Origin of the sequence: Paenibacillus koleovorans NBRC 103111, from assembly GCF_004000845.1 — a bacterium.
Classification (GTDB): domain Bacteria; phylum Bacillota; class Bacilli; order Paenibacillales; family NBRC-103111; genus Paenibacillus_AA; species Paenibacillus_AA koleovorans.
Map to the genome: position 1 here is coordinate 13,786 of NZ_BIMA01000035.1, position 19,925 is coordinate 33,710.

Annotated in this window: 21 protein-coding genes; 14 read left to right on the forward strand and 7 right to left on the reverse strand. The window is 55.0% G+C overall.

Going from position 1 to position 19,925, the window contains the following annotated elements; genetic code table 11:
- Positions 1-2: 2 nt before the first annotated feature.
- The gene (locus PKO02S_RS13630; protein ID WP_127583646.1) at positions 3-512 is read right to left on the reverse strand and encodes a GNAT family N-acetyltransferase; all 510 of its coding nucleotides are present in this window, start codon (positions 510-512) and stop codon (positions 3-5) included.
- A gap of 184 nt (positions 513-696) precedes the next feature.
- Between PKO02S_RS13630 and PKO02S_RS13635 the strand changes: the two genes are divergently transcribed.
- The 5 genes from PKO02S_RS13635 (at position 697) to PKO02S_RS13655 (ending at position 4,597) form a co-directional block, all read left to right on the forward strand.
- Complete coding sequence (locus PKO02S_RS13635; RefSeq protein WP_127583648.1) at positions 697-1,146, forward strand: hypothetical protein; 450 nt, start codon at positions 697-699, stop codon at positions 1,144-1,146.
- A gap of 27 nt (positions 1,147-1,173) precedes the next feature.
- The gene (locus PKO02S_RS13640) at positions 1,174-1,542 is read left to right on the forward strand and encodes a hypothetical protein (RefSeq protein WP_127583650.1); all 369 of its coding nucleotides are present in this window, start codon (positions 1,174-1,176) and stop codon (positions 1,540-1,542) included.
- A gap of 6 nt (positions 1,543-1,548) precedes the next feature.
- Positions 1,549-2,925 (forward strand): glutathionylspermidine synthase family protein, encoded by a 1,377-nt coding sequence (locus PKO02S_RS13645; RefSeq protein WP_246066994.1) that lies wholly within the window; start codon positions 1,549-1,551, stop codon positions 2,923-2,925.
- A 29-nt stretch (positions 2,926-2,954) separates the two neighbouring features.
- Entirely contained in the window at positions 2,955-3,404 is a 450-nt protein-coding gene (locus PKO02S_RS13650; RefSeq protein ID WP_127583652.1) for a DUF350 domain-containing protein, read from the forward strand.
- A gap of 347 nt (positions 3,405-3,751) precedes the next feature.
- Complete coding sequence (locus PKO02S_RS13655; protein ID WP_127583654.1) at positions 3,752-4,597, forward strand: sulfurtransferase; 846 nt, start codon at positions 3,752-3,754, stop codon at positions 4,595-4,597.
- Between the two features lie 169 nt (positions 4,598-4,766).
- Here the strand turns inward: PKO02S_RS13655 and PKO02S_RS13660 are convergent, their stop codons facing one another.
- On the reverse strand, positions 4,767-5,168 hold the full coding sequence (locus PKO02S_RS13660) for a hypothetical protein (RefSeq protein WP_127583656.1): 402 nt from the start codon (positions 5,166-5,168) through the stop codon (positions 4,767-4,769).
- 65 nt (positions 5,169-5,233) lie between these two features.
- A complete protein-coding gene (locus PKO02S_RS13665) occupies positions 5,234-5,425 on the reverse strand; it encodes a helix-turn-helix transcriptional regulator (protein ID WP_127583658.1) in 192 nt (63 codons plus the stop codon).
- A gap of 789 nt (positions 5,426-6,214) precedes the next feature.
- On the opposite strand from PKO02S_RS13665, the gene PKO02S_RS13670 reads away from it, so the two are divergent.
- From PKO02S_RS13670 to PKO02S_RS13680, 3 genes are all read left to right on the forward strand, one after another.
- Entirely contained in the window at positions 6,215-6,640 is a 426-nt protein-coding gene (locus tag PKO02S_RS13670) for a MarR family winged helix-turn-helix transcriptional regulator (RefSeq protein WP_164821447.1), read from the forward strand.
- A gap of 136 nt (positions 6,641-6,776) precedes the next feature.
- On the forward strand, positions 6,777-7,541 hold the full coding sequence (locus tag PKO02S_RS13675; RefSeq protein WP_127583662.1) for an SDR family NAD(P)-dependent oxidoreductase: 765 nt from the start codon (positions 6,777-6,779) through the stop codon (positions 7,539-7,541).
- Between the two features lie 16 nt (positions 7,542-7,557).
- On the forward strand, positions 7,558-8,037 hold the full coding sequence (locus PKO02S_RS13680) for a hypothetical protein (protein ID WP_127583664.1): 480 nt from the start codon (positions 7,558-7,560) through the stop codon (positions 8,035-8,037).
- Positions 8,038-8,178: 141 nt separating this feature from the next.
- On the opposite strand, the gene PKO02S_RS13685 is transcribed toward PKO02S_RS13680, so the two are convergent.
- From PKO02S_RS13685 to PKO02S_RS13700, 4 genes are all read right to left on the reverse strand, one after another.
- The gene (locus PKO02S_RS13685) at positions 8,179-8,460 is read right to left on the reverse strand and encodes a toxin-antitoxin system YwqK family antitoxin (RefSeq protein ID WP_127583666.1); all 282 of its coding nucleotides are present in this window, start codon (positions 8,458-8,460) and stop codon (positions 8,179-8,181) included.
- 88 nt (positions 8,461-8,548) lie between these two features.
- The gene (locus PKO02S_RS13690; RefSeq protein WP_127583668.1) at positions 8,549-10,234 is read right to left on the reverse strand and encodes a hypothetical protein; all 1,686 of its coding nucleotides are present in this window, start codon (positions 10,232-10,234) and stop codon (positions 8,549-8,551) included.
- Positions 10,235-10,397: 163 nt separating this feature from the next.
- Complete coding sequence (locus tag PKO02S_RS13695) at positions 10,398-11,699, reverse strand: ABC transporter substrate-binding protein (RefSeq protein WP_127583670.1); 1,302 nt, start codon at positions 11,697-11,699, stop codon at positions 10,398-10,400.
- 94 nt (positions 11,700-11,793) lie between these two features.
- Positions 11,794-12,201 carry a hypothetical protein gene (locus tag PKO02S_RS13700; protein WP_127583672.1) on the reverse strand — a complete coding sequence of 136 codons (408 nt, stop codon included), beginning with the start codon at positions 12,199-12,201 and terminating at the stop codon, positions 11,794-11,796.
- 270 nt (positions 12,202-12,471) lie between these two features.
- Here PKO02S_RS13700 and PKO02S_RS13705 point away from each other — a divergent pair, with 270 nt between their 5' ends.
- The 6 genes from PKO02S_RS13705 (at position 12,472) to PKO02S_RS13730 (ending at position 19,911) form a co-directional block, all read left to right on the forward strand.
- Positions 12,472-13,443, forward strand: a complete 972-nt coding sequence (locus tag PKO02S_RS13705; protein ID WP_246066995.1) for a hypothetical protein — start codon at positions 12,472-12,474, stop codon at positions 13,441-13,443.
- A gap of 74 nt (positions 13,444-13,517) precedes the next feature.
- Positions 13,518-14,084: a beta-class carbonic anhydrase gene (locus PKO02S_RS13710; RefSeq protein WP_174819909.1), complete on the forward strand. Its 567-nt coding sequence runs from the start codon at positions 13,518-13,520 to the stop codon at positions 14,082-14,084.
- Positions 14,085-14,104: 20 nt separating this feature from the next.
- Positions 14,105-15,865 (forward strand): DUF2207 domain-containing protein, encoded by a 1,761-nt coding sequence (locus PKO02S_RS13715; RefSeq protein ID WP_127583678.1) that lies wholly within the window; start codon positions 14,105-14,107, stop codon positions 15,863-15,865.
- A gap of 43 nt (positions 15,866-15,908) precedes the next feature.
- Positions 15,909-16,301, forward strand: coding sequence for a VOC family protein (locus PKO02S_RS13720; RefSeq protein ID WP_246066999.1), 393 nt, complete (start codon positions 15,909-15,911; stop codon positions 16,299-16,301).
- 500 nt (positions 16,302-16,801) lie between these two features.
- Positions 16,802-17,839, forward strand: a complete 1,038-nt coding sequence (locus PKO02S_RS13725) for an ABC transporter substrate-binding protein (protein ID WP_246067001.1) — start codon at positions 16,802-16,804, stop codon at positions 17,837-17,839.
- Positions 17,836-19,911 (forward strand): iron ABC transporter permease, encoded by a 2,076-nt coding sequence (locus tag PKO02S_RS13730; RefSeq protein ID WP_246067002.1) that lies wholly within the window; start codon positions 17,836-17,838, stop codon positions 19,909-19,911. Before PKO02S_RS13725 ends, PKO02S_RS13730 begins: the two co-directional genes overlap by 4 nt.
- The last annotated feature ends 14 nt before the right edge of the window (positions 19,912-19,925 follow it).

Consider the following 19,925-nt stretch of genomic DNA (forward strand, 5'->3'; position numbering starts at 1 on the left):
GGTCAGGGGCGGTTCAGCTCCATGCAATGCACCTCCTGCGGGAGACCGGTAATCGCATTTTTGCGCTCGTACGTATCTTGAATCTCGAAGCCCGTCGAGCTGTAGGCCCGGATTGCACGGACATTCCAAACGAACACCTCCAAGTCTATTCGATTGGCAGGTGTTTTTTGCTGCGTATGCTGGAGAACCGCTTTTATGATGGAAAGACCGACGCCTTGGCGAAGGCCGCAACGAACGGGATGAAGGCCGATGCCCAAGCGAGTCCAGCCCTCCAGAGGGAATAGCTGCGCATAGGCGGCTAATGAGTGGTCGTCCGCGGTGTCCAGAATGGCGATGTATTGGGTTTCCCGGATGTGCGCGTTGGCAAATTCATAATCATCGGCGAGCATCCGCTCCCAGGCCGGCCATTGGTAGACGTCGTAGGGCGGCTCGTATTTCCAGGTCGTAATCTGCTCGGCATGCTGCTCGGTCAATGGGGCGATGATCCAATGAAAGTTAGGTGGCTGAGACATTTTGCGAGGGCGCTCCTTGCCTATTTTTTATGAGGCCGATCTGTTGTGTACAATTGCCTTCATTTTACTTGGGGGGCTGCGACGGATCAAATGGGGGGAAAAGGATATTGTGTATTACATTGGAACCGCGATCGATTCGCTTGCGTATATACGGGTATCTGGTTGATGGGGAGGATGCGGTCCGATGGCACGTTTGGAATACCGGCTGGACGACGCCGAACATGGCTTTCCGCTATTGTACTTTTACGATTTTATCGACAAGGATGAGGTGTCGCTTCGGTTCGCCTGCGATTATTTCGTGAAGGACCGGGTGGTGTACGAGAAAAAGGTTTGCTCGGTCGAATCGAACAAGTATATCCTTTACGTAGCCCTCGCCTCCGATGAGCACGCTTGGGAGGGAGCGGGGGAAGTCGACCCGTACTGGGGAGGCATACGCATCGAGCTGAGGGAATTTAGAGAAGGGACGGACCGCTACCCGGTCGTTCATCGCTATGAGTTCCAGGACAACGACGATGCGCTGCTCATTCTGCAGAGCGATCGGTTGACGCTGCAAGGGCGAGTGTGGGAGAACACATCTACGGAAGTGGATGAGGACCGCAAGGTATACGTTTATTACGCCGTGCCTGGCGCGTGATAGAGACAGAGAGAGGAGGAGGCAGGCATGACGGATTGGAAAGGAACGAAGACGCGAACATTGGTCGGGCTGTTCGTGGCGACGACGATGGCGTTCAGCGCAGGCTGCACCCAGTCGTCGAGAACGTCGGCGGGAACCGGGGCGGAGTGCTGGGACGACAATAGCGACGGCTACTGCGACGACGACGGCAGCTATGTGGGCGGCAATTCGTACTACTATTCGAACGGGAAGAAAAGGTATTACAAAAGCAGCGGCAGCAACGGCTCGAGCAGCAGCTACACGAGCAGCGGGGCGCAGAAGCCATCCTCCGGTATTTCGAGCGGGTCTTCGGGGAGCACAGCCTCGAAGGGTGGGATTGGCAGCAGCAGCTCCAGTTCTTCCTCGTCGGGCGGGTAAGCCGCGATGGGGATGAAGCGCAGGCGTATGGGCGGCGAGTACAAGGCTTTGAGTGTTGCCGCGCTTCGGAGAGGCGTTGGCGTTGGCGGTCCTGGCGGCTTGGGCGGTTCAGGTGCTGGCTCTGGCTCTGGCTCTGCTGGCGGGTATGCGGATTGGCGTGAGCGGCTATACGGTCCGCTGCGGGAGGAAGGGCTGTTCCCGTGGGACCGGATGTACGGGGAAGAGTATGCGGTTGCCTCGGTGGTGTCGGTCTCGGCGGCGCTGAGGACGGAGATTGCGGAAGCGACCGAGCGGCTTGGCCGGGTGTTCAACCGGACGCTGCATATGGCGCGTCTCGGGGAGCCGGCGCTGTTCGAGGCGCTTGGCTTGCCGGAGGCGACGTGGCGCGCCGTGCGGGTATATGTCTCGGAGTCGCTGCCGACCGTTATCGGGCGGTTCGACTTTGCCGAGACGCCGCGGGGGCTCAAGATGCTGGAGCTGAACAGCGACACGCCGACGAGCGTCGTGGAAGCGTATGCGGTGAATGGCCGGGTGTGCGAGCTGGTCGGCATGGGGAACCCGAATGCCGGCATGACTTCGCATCTGCGAGAGGCGTTCACAGGAGCGGCGGTCGCTTATGCGGCGGCGGGCTTCGCGGTGGACCGCGTGGCGTTCAGTGCGCTGGACTGGCACGAGGAGGACGCGGGCACGACGCGGTACTTGCTCGCGCAGAGCGGGCTGGAGGGCCGGTTCGTGCCGCTGTCTGACTTGCGGGTGTACGAGGACCGGCTGTGCGAGTGGAAGGACGGGCGGCATGAGCCGATCGACTTGCTGTATCGGCTACATGCGATGGAGAAGCTCGCCGAGGACGAGGACGAGGAAGACGGCTACCCGACAGGGGCGCATGTGCTCGACTTGCTGGCGCGGGGCCGGCTTTGCTCGATCAACCCGCCGTCGGCTTTGCTGGCGCAGACGAAGGCGTTCCAGGCACTTATCTGGAACTTGCATGCGGCGGGTGACGGTGGTTTTTTCACCCAGGAGGAGCATGAGGCGATCGAGGCGTATATGCTGCCTACCTATCTCGAGGAGTCTAGCTTGGCAGGGGTTAGGCCGTATGTGACCAAGCCGGTGCTGGGTCGCGAAGGCGGCGCCGTTACGCTGTACGGGGCGGACGGCGCGGTGCAGGAGCGGGACGGCGAGGTGAACTATTGGGAGCAGCCGATGGTCGTGCAGGAGCAGGTCGACTTGCCGGTCGTCGAGCTGGAGACGGAGCGCGGTGTGGAACGCGGCCGAATGCTTTGGGGTTCTTTTCTCACCGGCGGGAAGGCTTCGGCTATTGTCGCCAGAGCGGGCGGACGCATTACGGGGAACTTGTCGTACTACGTGCCGATCGGCTTGGAATAACGTTTAATGGGGTGGAGGAGAAGAAGCGAATGGGAACGGTTGAGACGACGCAATGGGATCATATTTTGAACTTTCTGCAATATTTGGGGGTTAGTTTGCCCCTGCTGGCCTTCGGGTTGTTGGCTTTTCTGGTGACGACACCTTATAACGAGTTCGCGTTGATTCGGGAAGGGGCGGCGACCGACGATCTGCGGAAGATCAATGCGGCGAAGGCGGCGGCTCACGACCTGGGCGGCAAAATCATCGGTTTGGCGATCATGCTCGCATCGGCAATTTACCACTCGGTATCGCTGTTGGATTTGGCGCTGTGGGGCATCGTCGGCATTTTCGCACAAGTGATCGTGTTTTATTTGTTCGAGTGGTTGACCCCGTTCAAGGTCGTGCGTGAAATTCCGAACGGCAACGTGAGCGTGGGGATTTTTGCTTCTCGCCTTAGCTTGGCTACCGGCTTGATCATGGCGGCTTTGATTAGTTACTAGGTTGGGTGTTGAGGCTGAGGTCGGGACAGAGGTTCAGGCTGATGTTGAGGCTGGAGCTGGAGCTGGTGTAGAGGCTGGGGGTGAGGCTTAAGCTGAGTGAGTGAGGCTAAGGCTATAAGGCTAAAAGGCTGAAGCATAGGCGGCTGCTCGCTGCTGGTGGGCGGTTGGTTTTCTGTATATTTGGTGGGGTAGGAGTATAGTCGGTTTAGGGACGGCCGTTGGCTGGGCGCTTGCTCTGCCGGCGGCTGTTTGGTTTGCACGGTTGGGAGACTTTTCGCTGCTACTTGCTCCTGCAGGAGTGGTCGGGTAAGCTGGAAGTATCTATCTGAAGCAGGAGCGTGACTCGAATGAAGCATATAGTGGAAGTGAGTTGGCTAACGGAGCATTGGAACGACGCGGACTTGGTCATCGCGGATTGCCGGTTCGTGCTGACCGATCCGGCCGCGGGGCGCGCGGCGTATGAAGAGTCGCACATCCCCGGCGCGGTCTACATCGACCTAGATCGGCAGCTGTCTGCGCCGAAGGGCGAGCATGGCGGCCGTCATCCGCTCGTGGACATGACAAGCTTCGCAGCAGCTATGGGGCAAGCCGGTATCGGCAACTCCACCACCGTCGTCGCTTACGACGACCAGGGTGGAGCCTATGCCTCGCGTCTGTGGTGGATGCTGCGGTATGCCGGCCACGAGCGCGTCTATGTGCTGAACGGCGGCTTCGCCGGCTGGCAGGCGGCGGGGGGCTCCATCACCGCCGAGGTGCCTACGCCGGCGCCCGCCGCGTTCGAGCCGCATCCGCGCGAAGAGCTGCTGCTCTCGATGGCCGACGTTCGCGCCAGACTGGGCGATCCGAACGTCGTCCTGATCGACTCTCGCGAGGAGCCTCGCTATCTCGGGCTCAGCGAGCCGATCGATCCGGTGGCCGGGCATATCCCGGGAGCGATCAACCGCTTCTGGAAAGGCGCGCTGGACGAGCAAGGCCGTTGGCGCGACGCCGCTGGCCAAACGGAGCGCTTCCGCGACCTCGACCCGGCCAAGGAGCTCGTCGTCTATTGCGGCTCCGGCGTCACCGCCTGCCCTAACGTGCTCGCGCTCGAGGAGGCTGGTTTTCCGAATGTGAAGCTGTACGCAGGGAGCTGGAGCGATTGGATTTCGTATGAGGGGAATCCGGTGGCGACGGGGGATGAGGGTAAGGCGTAAGGCCGCGTCGGACGCGGGTTTGGGGGTTGTGACAGGTTGTGAGCTAGTGACCTGTTGCGGCCCTCTTTGCGCTTTTCTGTCAACAGCTTGCAAACAAGAACCCGACGAGAGTGGTTGCAAACTCCCGGAGTTAGCCATTGCAGAGCGGCTGGGGCAGGCTACTCTTTCTTTATTTATATCTTCTGGATATCAGAAACTCTGCAACGGGATGTACAGCTAGACCAAAACATAATATTAGATTTAGTGGAATATTGTCTTGGCCATTAACGTATTTCTCAATGACAAGAACGATGAAGATTACAATCAAAAGAGCATAATAACTGAATCGTGCGCTCTTCAACAAAATCAACTTTCCAAGCTCATCGTCCTGACTGAACCCTTTATGCGGAGTTCCCCATGTCAAAGCAGACATGACGATTCCAAGCGGAATAGCCAGACGAATAAAATCATCAACAACACCTAGCGTATCATGTTGAATCCATCTGTAGAACATTTGGCAGAACAATAAAAAGAATATTCCCCCGACAACATAAGCAAGAATTTGATTCCAATGCATCTTTGCGTTTTTCAACTTCATTTTCCCTCCTATACGGATGTTAAAATGGCGTAGCTCCCGCTCCGTAGAGAGCCAGGATGCTAAATGCTGATGAACAAACTGTCAACCGATGTACCTAAGACCTTCGCTAGCTTGAACGCAAGATTGAGTGTCGGGTCATACTTATTATTCTCGATCGCATTAATTGTTTGCCTCGAAACGGAACAAGCTGCAGCAAGTTGTTCTTGTGAAATCCCCTTGTCTTTGCGTATTTCTTTAATGCGATTCTCCATATTCACCAACCTCAAATGTCAAAAACTTTTTACAAAATTCATTTTATTTAAGGAGAGCACTAAATGTCAAATGTTTTTTACATATCATTTATTGCAAACAACCGCCAACACCTTGCAAACAATAGCGTTGTAGCTTGTTTCCAGCTCATCGCTTCCGGGTGCTACCTTGCTTCACTTGGCCTTTTGTTGGCGATCCGTTCGGCTTGACCCAGCCACAGGTGGATGACTTGCCCCGGCTCAAACTGTACTGTTCCGCCAGCCCCGTCCTCCACGGATTTCTTGCTCCACAAGTCCTCCCAAACGTAGCCAAGGGAGGTCGTTGCACATGGACGTTGGCATGTCCTCCGAGACATTCCCGCCGCGCTGATCGGAACCCCTACTTTTTGGCGTTGGAACCCTCCGAACATGGGGGTTCGTGGGGGGATAAGAAGCTGGAGCGATTGGATTTCGTACGCGGACAATCCAGTAGCGACGGGGGAAGAGTAAGAGCCGAAAAACATATAGCAATATGTGCCGTTGAATACATCGCCATGTCGCTTACATGCTCGGGCGATGTATTTTTCTATGTTCTGAGTCAACAAGGAGTCAACGCATCACTCCTGAAAGTACTAACAGAGCGGGCGTAGCCGACCAAGCGAACATGCTCGTTATACTTAAGCCTGTCTAAGCTGAACGACAAGCGCAACTTGAGATACTTATGAAGCGAGGTCGGTTGACATTCTGGAAATATCCAATTTATAATTAGGATGCTAGTAATATCGACACAATCTCAGAATGGAGCCATACCGCATGTCTCAATCCATCCTTTACTTGAAAAGAACCTATATTATTATGCGCAAAGAGCTTGACGTGCGGTTAAGCGCATTCAATCTGACGACTTCGCAATTCGAGATCCTGGGCTATTTGGCTCAATCCGGGGGATTGGAGCAGCAGAAGCTCCAGCATCATAGTGGAATTACATCCGCGACTTTGACCGGAATATTAGATAAGCTGGAGGCTCGGGGATACATCTCCCGCAAGCCTAGCCATACGGACGGAAGGGCTAACGTTGTGACGCTCACGCAGCAGGGCAACGAGGTGTTCGGAAAGCTGGTCGGTCTTATTCTGGAATTCGAGAACGAGATGCTTAAAGGGTTCACGCAAGCCGAGAGAGATTTGCTGGGACAATGGCTGCAACGAGTGGCCAAGAATCTAGGGGATAAGGAATATTATTAATAGGGGCTTTTCGCCTACGCCTATAGCTAGGGTCCTAGCGATTAAAGAGGGGGTGAGTGCGATTGTGCGTTTATAAGTATGAAGATGAATAACGTTTGTTTTATAGCTAGTATCCTAATTAATACTGGGAGGCATTATGCGAATCGTAGTTACTGGAGGAACAAGCGGAATCGGTTACGGGACGGCGCGCTTTGCCGCGCAACGCGGTTGGGAGGTAACGATCGTCGGTCGTAATCGAACCCAAGGCGAGAAGATTGCCGCCGAGCTGGGGGCGGACTACCTCTATGCAGATCTGTCCAAGATGTCGGATGTACGTCGATTAGCGGAACAGCTAGAAGGAATGATTAATGCGTTGGCGCTGTGTGCGGGAGGAATATATACCGACAAAGAGGCACGGCTGACCAATGAAGGGTTGGAGACGACTTTCGCAACAAACTATTTGAGTAAATTCGCGTTATCGGAGATCCTTCTTCAGCAGAACAAGATCGTACCTGACGGATGCATCGTTATGGTAGGAGGTAATGGCGTCCACAAGAATGCTTCGACCTCTTGGGCTGAACCACAAGCCGGTCTATCATCCGCGATGAAGGCAGCGCTTGCGGTCGATCTCTATGCTTCCGAGCTCGCCAAGCGATATCCGCAGTTGCGCGTGCATACCTGCTATCCGGGAATCGTTCGAACGAATTTGTTCCAAGAGGCATCGTTGCTGTTTCGATTGTTGTCTCGAATGTTCGGCCAGCCGATAGCCAAAGGCAGCGCTTATCTGGGTCGGCTGATCTTGGAGAAGCATTCGGGGGTGCATTGGAAGCAGGATCGCCCAATGCGTTTCAGCGTTCCTTTGCCCGTAGGCCATGAAGCTGAGGCGCTATGGGCATATAGTCGACAATATTTGACCACATAACAAAGGGGAGTTAAGCATGCGTTATAAAGCAGGGTGGCTGGTGCAAAATCATATTTTGGCTTTGACGCATTTTGAACCAGTGGTAACGATGGAGGATTTCCGGGATATCGCTGCGGATGCGCACATGGCTTTGCAAGAGGCGACGCAGCCCCTTCACCTTCTGATCGATAATCGGATTATCGCCGAAAGGACGGTCGCCACTCTGGACTCGATGTTGAACGCTCTGCCGATCCTCCAACATGCGCACCTGCGATGGATTGTTGTCGTGCTGCCCGAAGCCGTCAAAGAGACTGCAGCAGCTAGACAAGTCGAGCGGCATGGATCGATTCAATTAAAATTTACGGACAGTCTGGCTTCCGCATTCCAGCATCTTGCCCGTGAGGATGACCGTATAGACGGGGCGGCCGGCATGGAATCTAGCTGGAGCGATTGGATTAGCTACAAAGACAATCCGGTGGCGACGGGGGAGGAGAGAGGGGCAAGAGGCCGCGTCTGACGCGGGCTGGAGGGCTGTGGCGGATTGCCGGGAGGCAGGCTGTTGCGGCCTTCTCTGGGCTTTTCGTTCAACAGCTTGCAAACAAGAAGTTGGAGATAACAGATCAAAAAGAAGTGTAATCTTTCGAATGGCCCATGTCACTTATTCTTTATTACGAATGGTAGATTTGTGTTTATTGCCTTTGCTGTCATAGGTGACCCATTCACCAACAGGCTCGCCCATGTCAAAATACCCTGAACGCTTTATAGTTCCATCGGGACGATACCATTCCCAGTAGCCGTCCGGCTTATCCTCAATCATTTTTCCCTTTGACCACATTGTTTTTCCGTTTGCGTGGTACTTGATCGTGTAGCCATCAATCACTTCCATTTTCTTTTCCTTGACACCGTTCGGGTGTATCAAGTCACATTTTTCATTTTCCATGACTTTCCTCCAATAATCAGCTTTTTGTTCATAATATCACCATTCAATGAGAATTTTCTAAGTCGACAATATTAGGCAACAAATTTATTCATTTGACCGGCGAAGGATAATAAAATGATGTGTACGCCAGCAAATGCCCGCTGTCGTCCTCCAGGAAGCTGAAAATGACGCCGGGACTCTCGGCTGACTCGCGAGTGAGGAAGGAAAGTTCATCGAAATTCCAAGGCATGTAGTGCAGTCCTGTGGATACAACCTGACCATCGCGATACAGCAAATAGGACAGTCGGGACATTAGCGGTGTTTCGGCAAATTCGTCGGGCGAGTGCGGGCGGGAGGTTGACCACCAGATGCCGATGCCGGACTTGTGCGTGAACGGACGAACCGACTCCGGCAGCGCCGAACGTGGAAGGACAGCATTTGCAATATGTTCGGTGTGGACACTGCCGTCCGGCATAATCGTGCGCGACTCGGATTTCTTATAGTCCAGCTTCACCGGAATACTGCGTGCAGCCTCGTCGGGATTGGCGTACTCATGAGTGAGATACACGGCCCCTTTCATCAGTTGGCGGGCCTCGTCGATGATGTCGGCAGTCTTCTCTTCCAGTGTGCGCTCGTCTGAATAATAATGAATGGTCCATGTCTGCTTGTTAATATCGAGATCTGCCAACGTTGTATAGGCGAACAGACGATTATGGGCATCCGAAAAACCATATGCGCGGAAAACATCCATTTTTCCATAATCCTGTCCCCCGGCCAGAGCAGTAGGACGCTCCAGATTGACGGGCGGCCCGACGAGATAATCGTTGACCGGATTATCGGGCATCATCCCGCTCATCAGCAATCCCAGCAACGCCAGCCGTTCCCTTTCCTCGGCCGTTCGTTCTACGGAGCGAACGGTGAATGACGTTTGCGTTATGCTTGCAAATTGCGGGAATTCGCGCAGCAGCGTGTCTCTATCTACCGAAACCATTCCGTGCTCGATCCCATTCACAATAGCCGCTCCCCGCTCTACCGTGACCGGTACGGTGCGTGTACGGTGCTCCGGTTCGCCGGCAGGCTCCGAGGTCCGCGGCGGCGAATATTCGCCCTGCCCGGCAGCGACCGGCAGCCCGGCGCGCTGCGCCGCTTCTTGACTGACTTGTCCTTCATCGATCAGCTTGCGCAGCAAGGTCTGCTCCCTTCCTTTCAACGGAGCGGACAGCGACCCGTAGGAGATATCGACCAGATGCGCTCGCAGGAAATGGCCCTCCGGTCTCCTGTAATCCCGAGCCGTCGCCATCCCAATCTCAACGGCCTTCTCCGAGGCTCGACTCCACTCGAAATCCCCCTTGGAATCATCATAGCCGAGCGCACGCAGGACGAAGGTTAAATACTGCGCGGATGATACCGGCTGGTTCGCACCAAAACTCGTTGGCGACACGCCCAACGTCAGTTGATGCTTCCAGGCATAATCCACATATGCCTGCGCCCATGACGGCACGTCCGTAAAAGGATGTGCAGGAGCTTCGGCGGAGCGTCCCGCTTCCAACGCTACCTCCTCTTTGCCCAGCAGACGGATCAGCATGACAAGCGCCTCTGTCCTCGTCGGCTCGCGTTCCAATTCGAAGCCGTGGTCGCTCCCCTGGAACAGACCTAGCTGCCTCAGCTCCGCCGCATGTTGCTCGAATGTTGCGGCAGCCTGTTCCTCTGACGAGGATATTTCCGCCGCAACCAACGAGGAGAGGGGGGCTGCAAACCATAATATTGAAATCGTAATCATAATCCATTTTCTCACAATCTTTCTTCGCTCCTCTCTACGAAGCTTGTGCCGAGCAGCCTATATTCCTCTATTGTAGCCTACTCAAGCTTAAAATCCAGTAGGAGCATAGCTTTTTTCGCCGGGGGTGCAGCATGGTGCAGCGCTTTCAACTGCTCGGTTGGGAGTTCGGTTGGGTATGCTATGGAAAGCGGGTTGCCTTGACTCGGGCTGCATCGACGGCTGCTTGTCCCTCAATCGAGATGCGGAGCAGCGCTTCCTCCTCCGTTATTTTATTCTCCAGTACCTCTTCCACCAGCTTTTGGCCTACGTCAGAAAAGGCATTAATGATTGGATACGGTACCTCTTGGTAAGGATCGAACGATTTTTTAGGCGGGATTAGCTTGAACAGCGGGGACAAGTCCCTCCCGTCTGGTTGGGCCACTAACCCAATTTGTGCGGGCAGTCCCAAAGTGTTGATGTGATTCAGCGGAATAGCAGCTAATTGCTTGTCTGAAGAAAGGAAGGAAATAAACTTCCATGCTTCTTTCGCATGCTGCGAATTCACGGAGATCCCGAAGATTTCCTGGAGACTGTAAAAATCGGACAAATCGGGCTGATTGAGATCTACAGGCACCGTTACGAGTCCCCAATTAATAGGATTGCCGCCCGTCATCTTCACGTCTTGTGCAAAATTGTAAGACAAAACCTGCGATCCCCACTGCATCGCCACTTGTCCGCTCAGAATCGAGGGAGGCTCTTGGTCCGCATTCGACGTTTGCTCTGAGTCCTCCTGATCATATAGCACCCCTTTGCGAACAGCTTTGGTTATCTGCTCCCAAATCGGCTTCCAGATCTCAGGTTCCATGTGGACCTTCAACGTACTCGGATCGATAAAGCTCCTCCCCTCTGTCTGTCCGATTCGCAGGATCAGTCCAATCGCAATATTACGGTAGAAGTCGGATTTGAAGCCGTAGAGGGGGCCGCCGTTTTTATTCACAACCGGAAAACGCTCAGCCAGAGCCAACAGCTCTTGCCAGCTCATTTGATCTCGCGGCTCCGGTATCCCGAATTGCCGGAAGAGATCTTTGTTGTAATAAATCGCATAGCTGGTAAACCCCGGCGCAAGCCCGAAAAGCTTGTTTGGCGATTTATTGTGCAATAAGCTCACAACCACCGGTGAAAGACGGCTCAGCATACCTGGATTCCTTTGGAGAAAGCTATCGAGTTCATGCAGCTTCCCTTCTCTCGATTGCCGCTCGTACTCGGCCAGACTATTCATAAACACAAGATCGGTAGGACCTTGCGGAGCGTTTCGTCCCTCGATAACTTGAATGGTAACATGCGGATACTTCTCCCTGTAGGCTGCGCCATACCGCTGCTCGAAACCTTTGGCTGAAGGATACTGGATCGTAAGGTTCACCGGCTTGGGCGATTGCAGACTCTCGCAACCGATTGTGAATAATAGAAGAACCAGAACAACAACAGTCACCCATTTCCGCATGACAGCATTCCCCCATAGTAAAGAGGACGGAAATCCCGTCCTCTTTTTTTCATATGCTCAAGCTTAAGCAGGCCCTGATTCTATTCGCTTTGGACTACAGGGTGCCGTAGAAATACAAGCGGTCGCTTTTGGTGTTATTGGTATAAGAGGTAGTTGTATACGCCACGGATGTCCAGGAGCCTGAGGCCGGTGGGCTCGACACAGCCTTAGTGGTCGTACATTCCGCGTACAACTCTGTATACGGGTAAGTCGGGTACCCGTAACCACCGCATCCCGCCTTGGAAGCAGCTCCATTATAGAGAATTCCATTTACAAAAATAGAGCCTGCATTGGCATGGGTTGTCCAAGCATACTGGTAACCGTTCACTTGATTGCCGTCATAGTCTACTGACCCGTCGATATAAGCATAGGGATCCGTAGCTGCAGATGCGGATAAAACCATGCTGAAGCATAATACGGCGGCAAGGAGAATTCCTGACCATTTCTTTTTGCTGCTTTTCATTAATAACACGCTCCTAATCATATTTTTTAAAGGAATAATATTCCTTCTCCATAATTGTGTTCGATAATCCGGTTATTGGAAATTGGCTGATTTCTAGATTATCTACGGATTTTTTGATAATTGGATAAATGGACAAGCATGCAAAATTATGACTATAACGGGAAGGATAGATTTTCCTGAGCCTGGCTATGGTACAATAAGGAAAGTCAAAATAGAAAGGGTGGTCTTATGCGGACATTGAACCGGCTTGGATGGATAGGGTCATTTCTGATGCTCGGACTCGTAATCCCGCAGCTTGCTTCCGCACATGTGAAGTGGTTTACGGACGTGGATCCCGTCAAGGAGCCGATTGAGCGGATCCTTTCCCCGTTTTTTATGATCATGGCGTTGTCCGTTGCCGTGCTGCTGGCGATCCTGACCCAGCTGCTGCCGGCCATTATGCAGATCCCGCTCTTGCGGCGCTTCGACAGGCAAGTCGAGAGGCTGCGTCCCTGGTCGTTCCGCCTGTTGAAGTACGGAACGGCGGCGGCTTTGTTATGGCAGGCTGTGGAAGGAACGTTATTCGCGCCCGAGATAGAGCTGCAGGGGACCTGGGCTGTCGTTTTCCTGTGGCTGGCGATCGCCCTCTTGCTTATTCCGCACCACTACGCTTCGAAAGCGGCCGCGGTCGTGCTGTTGGGCCTGTTCGTCTACAGCATTCGTCTCGCGGAGCACGGCTGGTTTCATATGCTGGATTACGGTTTCTATGTCGCGATTATGGCCGGACTGGCTTTGCAGCGCACCAAATGGGAGTCTTGGTCGTTTCCACTGCTGTACCTGGGCACGGGGCTATCCCTTTGTTGGGTCGCCACGGAGAAATGGATCTATCCGAAGATGGCACTGGATGTCATAGAGCATCATGGCGTACCTACATTCGGCTTCGCGCCGGAGCTCTTTATCGTTATGTGCGCCTTCATCGAATTCGTAGTCGGGTATTTGCTGGTCGTAGGCATTCTGAACCGGCTGCTGGCCATCGTGCTTACCGGTATTTTCATCACAACCACTATGCTGTTCGGCTATGTGGAAGTGGTAGGACACTTCATGATCCATATCATCCTCCTTATCTTTATTATCGAGGGTGTCAGCTTCTATAAACCGCCTATTGAAATTCACAAGACTACCGTGGACCGAATGGTGTTCGTCATGTTGAATTTTTTGTTCGTGGTGGCCGCCTTTCTATTAATCTATTTCCGGTTCGGCTGATGGATTAGTGAGAAATCGAACTTGTCATGAGACATACGGCAAGAAAATAATAGCTTCAAAGGAGGATGTGGCCTGTGTCAATCTTATCCAGCCTGCTGGCCCATAACAAACAGTTTGTCGAGGAGAGGCAATACGAGGAGTACCTGACCGACAAGTTTCCCGACAAAAAGGTGGTCGTCTTGACTTGCATGGATACGCGGTTGGTGGAGCTGTTGCCCAAGGCGCTCGGGTTCAAAAACGGGGACGCCAAGTTCATTAAAAACGCGGGCGGCATCCTGACGCAGCCGTTCGGTAGCGCGATGCGCAGCATTCTCGTCGCCGTATACAAGCTTGGCGCGCGGGAGGTGCTGGTCGTCGGCCATCACGGCTGCGGGATGACGAATCTGGATGCCCGGGGAATCGTCGACAAGTTTGCCGAGCACGGGATTAATCCGCTGGCTGTCGAGGTTCTGGAGAATGCGGGCATCCGGATGGAGAAATTTCTGCGCGGCTTCGGAAGCGAACAGGAGGGTGTGATGCACAGTGTCCGGATGATCCGCCGGCATCCGCTGTTCCCGCCCGCCATCCCCGTACATGGATTGATTATCGATCCCGAGACGGGGGCGCTCGATGTTATTGCCGAGGACTTCCGGGAGGAATAAAATTTGGAGGAATCGTTCTTATGACTTTGACTGCTACATCCAAGAGAGTCAGCCTGCTCTTAGCCTTCCTGCTCTTGCTTCAACTCCTCCTGCTTCTATTCATTCAGCCCGCCAATGCCGAAGACCGCTCGTTCCGGATCAGCGAAGTAGACATCCAGGCTAGCATAGACAACAAGGGCGACATGCGCATTTCCGAAAAAGACACGTACCAGTTCAACGGAGCGTATAACGGAATTGTCGTGGAGCTGAACAAGTTCCGATCGGATGGGATTGAAGATTTTCAAGCGTTCAAGGTGGCGGGGCAGCAAGAGGTTCCGCTTCGTACCGAGCTGACCGGCGAGGGGGACAAGCTCCAGTACCGGGTCTATGATCCGTCGCAGAACGAGACCAAAGTATTCCGATTTACATACACGGTCAAAAATGTCGTACAAGTGTGGGCGGATACGGCGGAGCTGTATTGGAAGTTTTTCGACGAGTCGAATCCGAGTGCGCTGGAGACGGTGAATGTTGTTGTGGATTTGCCGGATGGGGCCACAAGGGAAGAGGTCACCGCATACGGTCACGGTCCGACCCAAGGGACGATTCAGATCGAGGATGACGGTGATGTGCGCTTTCGGGTGAGCCCGCTGTCGGCTAAACAGCTTCTGGAGGTACGTGTCTTGTTTCCAGGCGCTTATGTTCCCGGAAGCACTCGAATCAGCACGGAGCCGAAGCTCGAACAAATCCAGCAAGAGGAGCTCAGCGTAGCGGGGCAGTCTTCGGATACGGGGAGCGGCAACGAAACCGTTCCTTTCGCGGCGGTCCTGCTGCTGGCCAACCTGGTGGGTGGGATCTACCTCAAGTACGGCCAACGGTTCGGGCGGCGGCAAGCCATAGACGACTCCTACGGCGTGCTCCCCGGTGATGTAACCCCGGCTGTGGTCGGCTATCTGATGGAGCTCCGCGTGAAGTCGAGGGACCTGATGGCTACGATGGTCGATCTGGTGAGAAAGCAGTATGTAGAGATGCAGGCGGTCAAAGGGAGAGAGGACAAGCCCAAGCAGACCAATTATATCTTCCGACTTCTGAACAAGGAAAATGATGGCCTACAGCCGCATGAAACGATGCTGATCGACTGGTTGTTCGGCGAAATCGGACGGGACGACAAGGTATCGCTGTTCGGCATTCGCAAGCATGCCCGCACACCAGCGCACAAGGACGCTTTCAGGAAGCGCTGGTCGGAATGGCAGGACGAAGTCGCTCAGGCCGCAAGTCGGTTGGATTATGTCCAAGACCGGAGCTGGATCCAGCTGATGGTGGTGCTTGCCTTTGTCGCGCAGTTTTTCGGGTTCTTGTTCTTCGCGCCGGAAGCTTGGAAATGGCTGATGTTCAGCTCGATTCCCTTGCTCTTCCTGGTCCCTAGAAGCAGGCGGAGAACAAGGGTCGGCGAGCTCGAGTTTCGGAAATGGAAGGCGTTCAAGCGGTATTTGCGCGAAAACAACTCGGCTGCATTGCATGATCCGCTGGCGGGTTCCCAGTGGGAGCACCATTTCGTGTACGCCCTCCCGCTCGGAGAGGCCAAGGAGATGGCCGCCGCAACCAAGGTGAATGTGTCGCCGCGAAGGGGGCTCGTTCGTTCGACTCTAGACGATTCCTACTATTACCACTATATGTATTGGAACGATTCGTTCGAAACGACGCTCAACACGGTCCACCAATCCGATTCGTCTTCAGGAGATAGCGGCAGTTCCTCTTCTTCCTCCTCCGACAGCGGCGGGGGCGGCGGTCGGGACGCTTTTTAGACATCGTAACAGCTCGGACTATAAACGAACGGAGGCGAAGCAGTTGGAAGAAGGAAGCTTGGCGTTGAGTCCGATCAAGAACAAAGTCGGCGGCATTTTTGTACCGGTCAAGGATATCGTGAAGTCCCGCAGCTGGTATTGTCGAGTTCTGGGGTTGAATGAGGCTGACTGTGAAATTCATTTCGATCACTTGTGCACCCTGCCGATGGAAGGAACAGCCGTTATTCTGGATACGATGCCGATGTGGGGAGGCCAAGAATCTGGAGGAGCGCCGTCCATCGAGACACCAGCCTTTATGCTGCTGACCGACGACTTGCAGCGTTCGCTGGATTACATGAAGGAGCTCGGAGTCGAGCTCGTTACACAGATTGAGCACAACCATTGGTTCGTCGTGAAGGATCCGGACGGCAACAAGCTGATGATCAGCCGTGGGTGAGCCGCCGCGAAATAACACTCCGGGCTCACTCGATTGGCCCCCGCAACCCCCGAAAAGGCGATTCCGACCCCCATTAACGCTATGGCGTAACGCGTTGGGCCGCAACAGCGCCTGAACGATGAAATAGCGTTATGCGGGTTTATGCGGGAGCAGTTCTGACTCTAGTCCGACTTTTTCGGACTAGGGAGCAAGGGTACAGGCGCCACGCCGCTCGAGAATGCTTTTCGCCTCAAGCGGGTATAGCGGGTTGTGGGAATGTGGCGGAAGGGGACGGTTTTCAACATAATAGAAAGTTTTTGGGGCGGAACCGAAGGTTCCCCCCCCCTTTTTTTTTAGAAAAGTTACAAATATGTGAATTTGTCGGTTCCTGTCGGAGAAAACTGGAGAACATATTGACTTTCTCCACACGAACGATTATCATTTTCAACTAGATGATGATAATGATTATCAATATTAGTGATGCTAAACATGTGTCATTTTATTAAGGGGGATTCATATTTATGAAACGTATCGCCAAGCCCGTCATGCTGATCATGTCGCTGCTGCTTGTCATGTTGACCGCTGCGTGCGGGACTAGCGGAACAGGAGGGGCATCAACCAGCCCATCCGCTTCACCTGCCAAGACGACCGAAGCTTCCAAAACACCGGAAGCAACACCTACCGCGAAGACCATCAAACACGCTCTGGGCACCACGGAGATTAAAGGAACGGTTAAGCGTGTCGTTGCGCTCGAATGGTCCTTTACGGAAGCTTTTCTTGCGGTTGGCGTTCAGCCTGTTGGTGTCGCGGATATTAAAGGCTTCAATACATGGGTAGGCAGCATTCCGAAGAAGATCGACGCGAGCGTCGTTGACGTCGGAACCCGTACGGAGCCGAACTTGGAAGCGATCGCCGCCCTCAAGCCGGACCTGATCGTCTCGACGGATTCCCGAATCAAGTCCAGCTATGAAGCGCTGAGTAAAATTGCTCCGACGCTCGCCTATAATCCGTATCCGGCAGAAGGCGAAACCGTCAACCAATACGACGTAATGGTAAGTACGTTCAAGGCTATGGCAGACCTGGTCGGCAAGCAAGCGGAGGCGGATAAGGTGCTCGCCGATATGCAGAAGTCGTTCGACGACTCCAAGGCGAAGCTGAAGGCCAAAGGCAAGGAAGGTGCCGAGTTCGCTATCACTCAAGCGTTCTCGCAGCAAAACGCCGCTGTCCTGCGCATGTTCACGGACAACTCGATGCTGGTGCAAATTTTGAACCGGATGGGTCTTAAGAATACATTCAAATCGTCCAAGTTCGAGCTTAACGGCTTCTCCACGACTAGCGTCGAGGCACTGCCGGCCGTACAGAACGCAAACTTCATCTATGTCGTGCAGGACAATGACGATATCTTCGCCAATCAGCTGAAGGACAACGCGGTGTGGAAGGGTCTCACGTTCGTGAAGGAGAACCGCACCTACAAGCTGCCGGGCAGTACTTGGACGTTCGGAGGACCGTTGTCCGCGCAAGTCATTGCTAATCTTATCACGGATGCTATGACCAAATGATAACGACGGCTAGAAGCTCACAGACAGGCTCGGCCGTCCGATTCATCGGCTGGAAAATACTTTTTATATTCGGGGGCGGCTTGGTACTTTTGGCCGCTCTTCTTTTCGTAAGCTTGACCTACGGTGTAGCCAATATCAGCCTCCGGCAGGTGATCGATGCCATCGTGAATCCCGGGGACGATCCGGCCCATCAGATGGTGCGCGGCGTTCGGATGCCGCGGGCGATGATGGGGCTCCTGGCGGGTGCGTCGCTGGCCGTCTGCGGTGCGCTGATGCAGACCATTACGCGCAATCCCCTCGCTTCGGCGACTACGTTCGGGCTGAATGCAGGCGCTTATTTCGCGATTATGTTCACGGCCGTCTTCTTCCCGGCGCTGAGGACCAGCGCTCCGCTGCCGCTCGCTCTTGCGGGTGCGCTCGCCGCTGCCGCCTTGACGTACGGCATCGCGGGAGGCAAGCGAAGCACGCCGGTGGCGATGGCGGTAGGCGGCATGATCGTCGCTCTCGTACTGTCGTCCTTCACGAGCGCGCTCCAGCTGCTGTTCGAGACCCAGGCGTCGCAGCTGCTCGCGTGGGGGGCCGGCTCGCTCGTACAGAACGACTGGAGCGGCGTGCAGTATGCTTGGCCGTGGGTGGTGGCCGGCATCGTGTTCTCGCTCTTCTTTGCCCGCGGCTTCGATCTGCTGGAGCTCGGTGAGGAGACGGCCAGGTCGCTCGGTCAGAAGGTCGAATCCGCCCGGTTCGTCGGGATGGCGGTAGCGGTGCTGCTAGCCGGTGTCACTGTGAGCGTCGTCGGCCCGATCGGCTTCGTCGGCTTGATCGCGCCTCATCTGGTTCGGTTGATCGGCCTTCGCCGCCACCTGCTGCTGCTGCCGGCCAGCGCGCTGTGGGGGGCGATTATTCTGGTCGGCGCCGATACGATCGCCCGCATGTTCCGCAGCTCGCTCGGCGAGCTGCCGGCCGGCGCCGTGACGGCGGTTATCGGTGCGCCGTGGCTCATCTGGCTGGCCGTCCGCGCCGTGAAGGGGCGCAGCTCGCAGGAGGGGAGCGGTTCATCGATGAGCGTAGGCTCACTCCGTGCGCCAATCCCTTATCCGGTGCTCGTGGTCGTGATGGTGAGTCTGCTGGCCACTCTCATGATCGGCGGCTTGATGGCAGGCACTTTGAAGCTGTCCGTTCCCGATGTGTGGGCGGTGCTAGTAGGCGGGGGCGAAGCGTTCACCCGCAACATCGTGCTTGAGCTGAGACTGCCTCGTATTCTGGTCGCGGCTTGTGCGGGGGCGGCGCTTGCCTTGGCCGGCTCGATGCTTCAGGGAGCGGTGCGCAATCCGCTCGCCGACCCGTCCGTCATCGGAGTTACGTCCGGCGCGGGCTGTGGCGCGCTTGGCGCCATGGTGCTGCTGCCTCAGGCTGCGGCGGTGATGATTCCGGTCGGAGCCTTCGTCGGGGCACTTATTGCGGCGGGCTGCGTTTATTTGTTCTCTTGGCGCAAAGGGTTGAACCCCGTTACGCTTCTGCTCGTCGGGATCGGGGTGTCGGCGATCGGAACGGCGGGCATTCAGTTCTTCGTCATTAAGTTAAGCATCGGTGCCTCACCGGCACTCGCTTGGCTGGCCGGCAGCACTTACGCCAAGGGCTATACGGAGCTGCAGCGGCTGGTTGTGGTGCTTGCTCTGCTCGCGCCGGCCGCCTGGTGGCTCGGGCGCAAGGTAGAGCTTCTATCGTTCAGCGATAACGTGGCGCTCGGACTAGGACTCAAGCTGCAGCACGCGCGGCTGCTGTCGGCCGGCATCGGGGTTCTCCTCGCGGCAACGGCAGTCGCCTGTGTCGGCTCGATCGGCTTCATCGGGTTGCTGGCGCCTCACATGGTGCGCTTCCTTGTCGGTCACCAACACCGCAAAGCGCTCGTGCTGTCGGCCCTTACCGGCTCGGCGCTGCTCGTGGCCGCCGATCTGATCGGCAAGACGGTCATTGCGCCCAAAGAAATTCCGGCCGGTATTGTGGTAGCGTTAATAGGAACGCCGTACTTGCTAATGCTGATGTACCGAAGTGTAGCGCGACGACAAAGGTAGACAAATTACCGTTG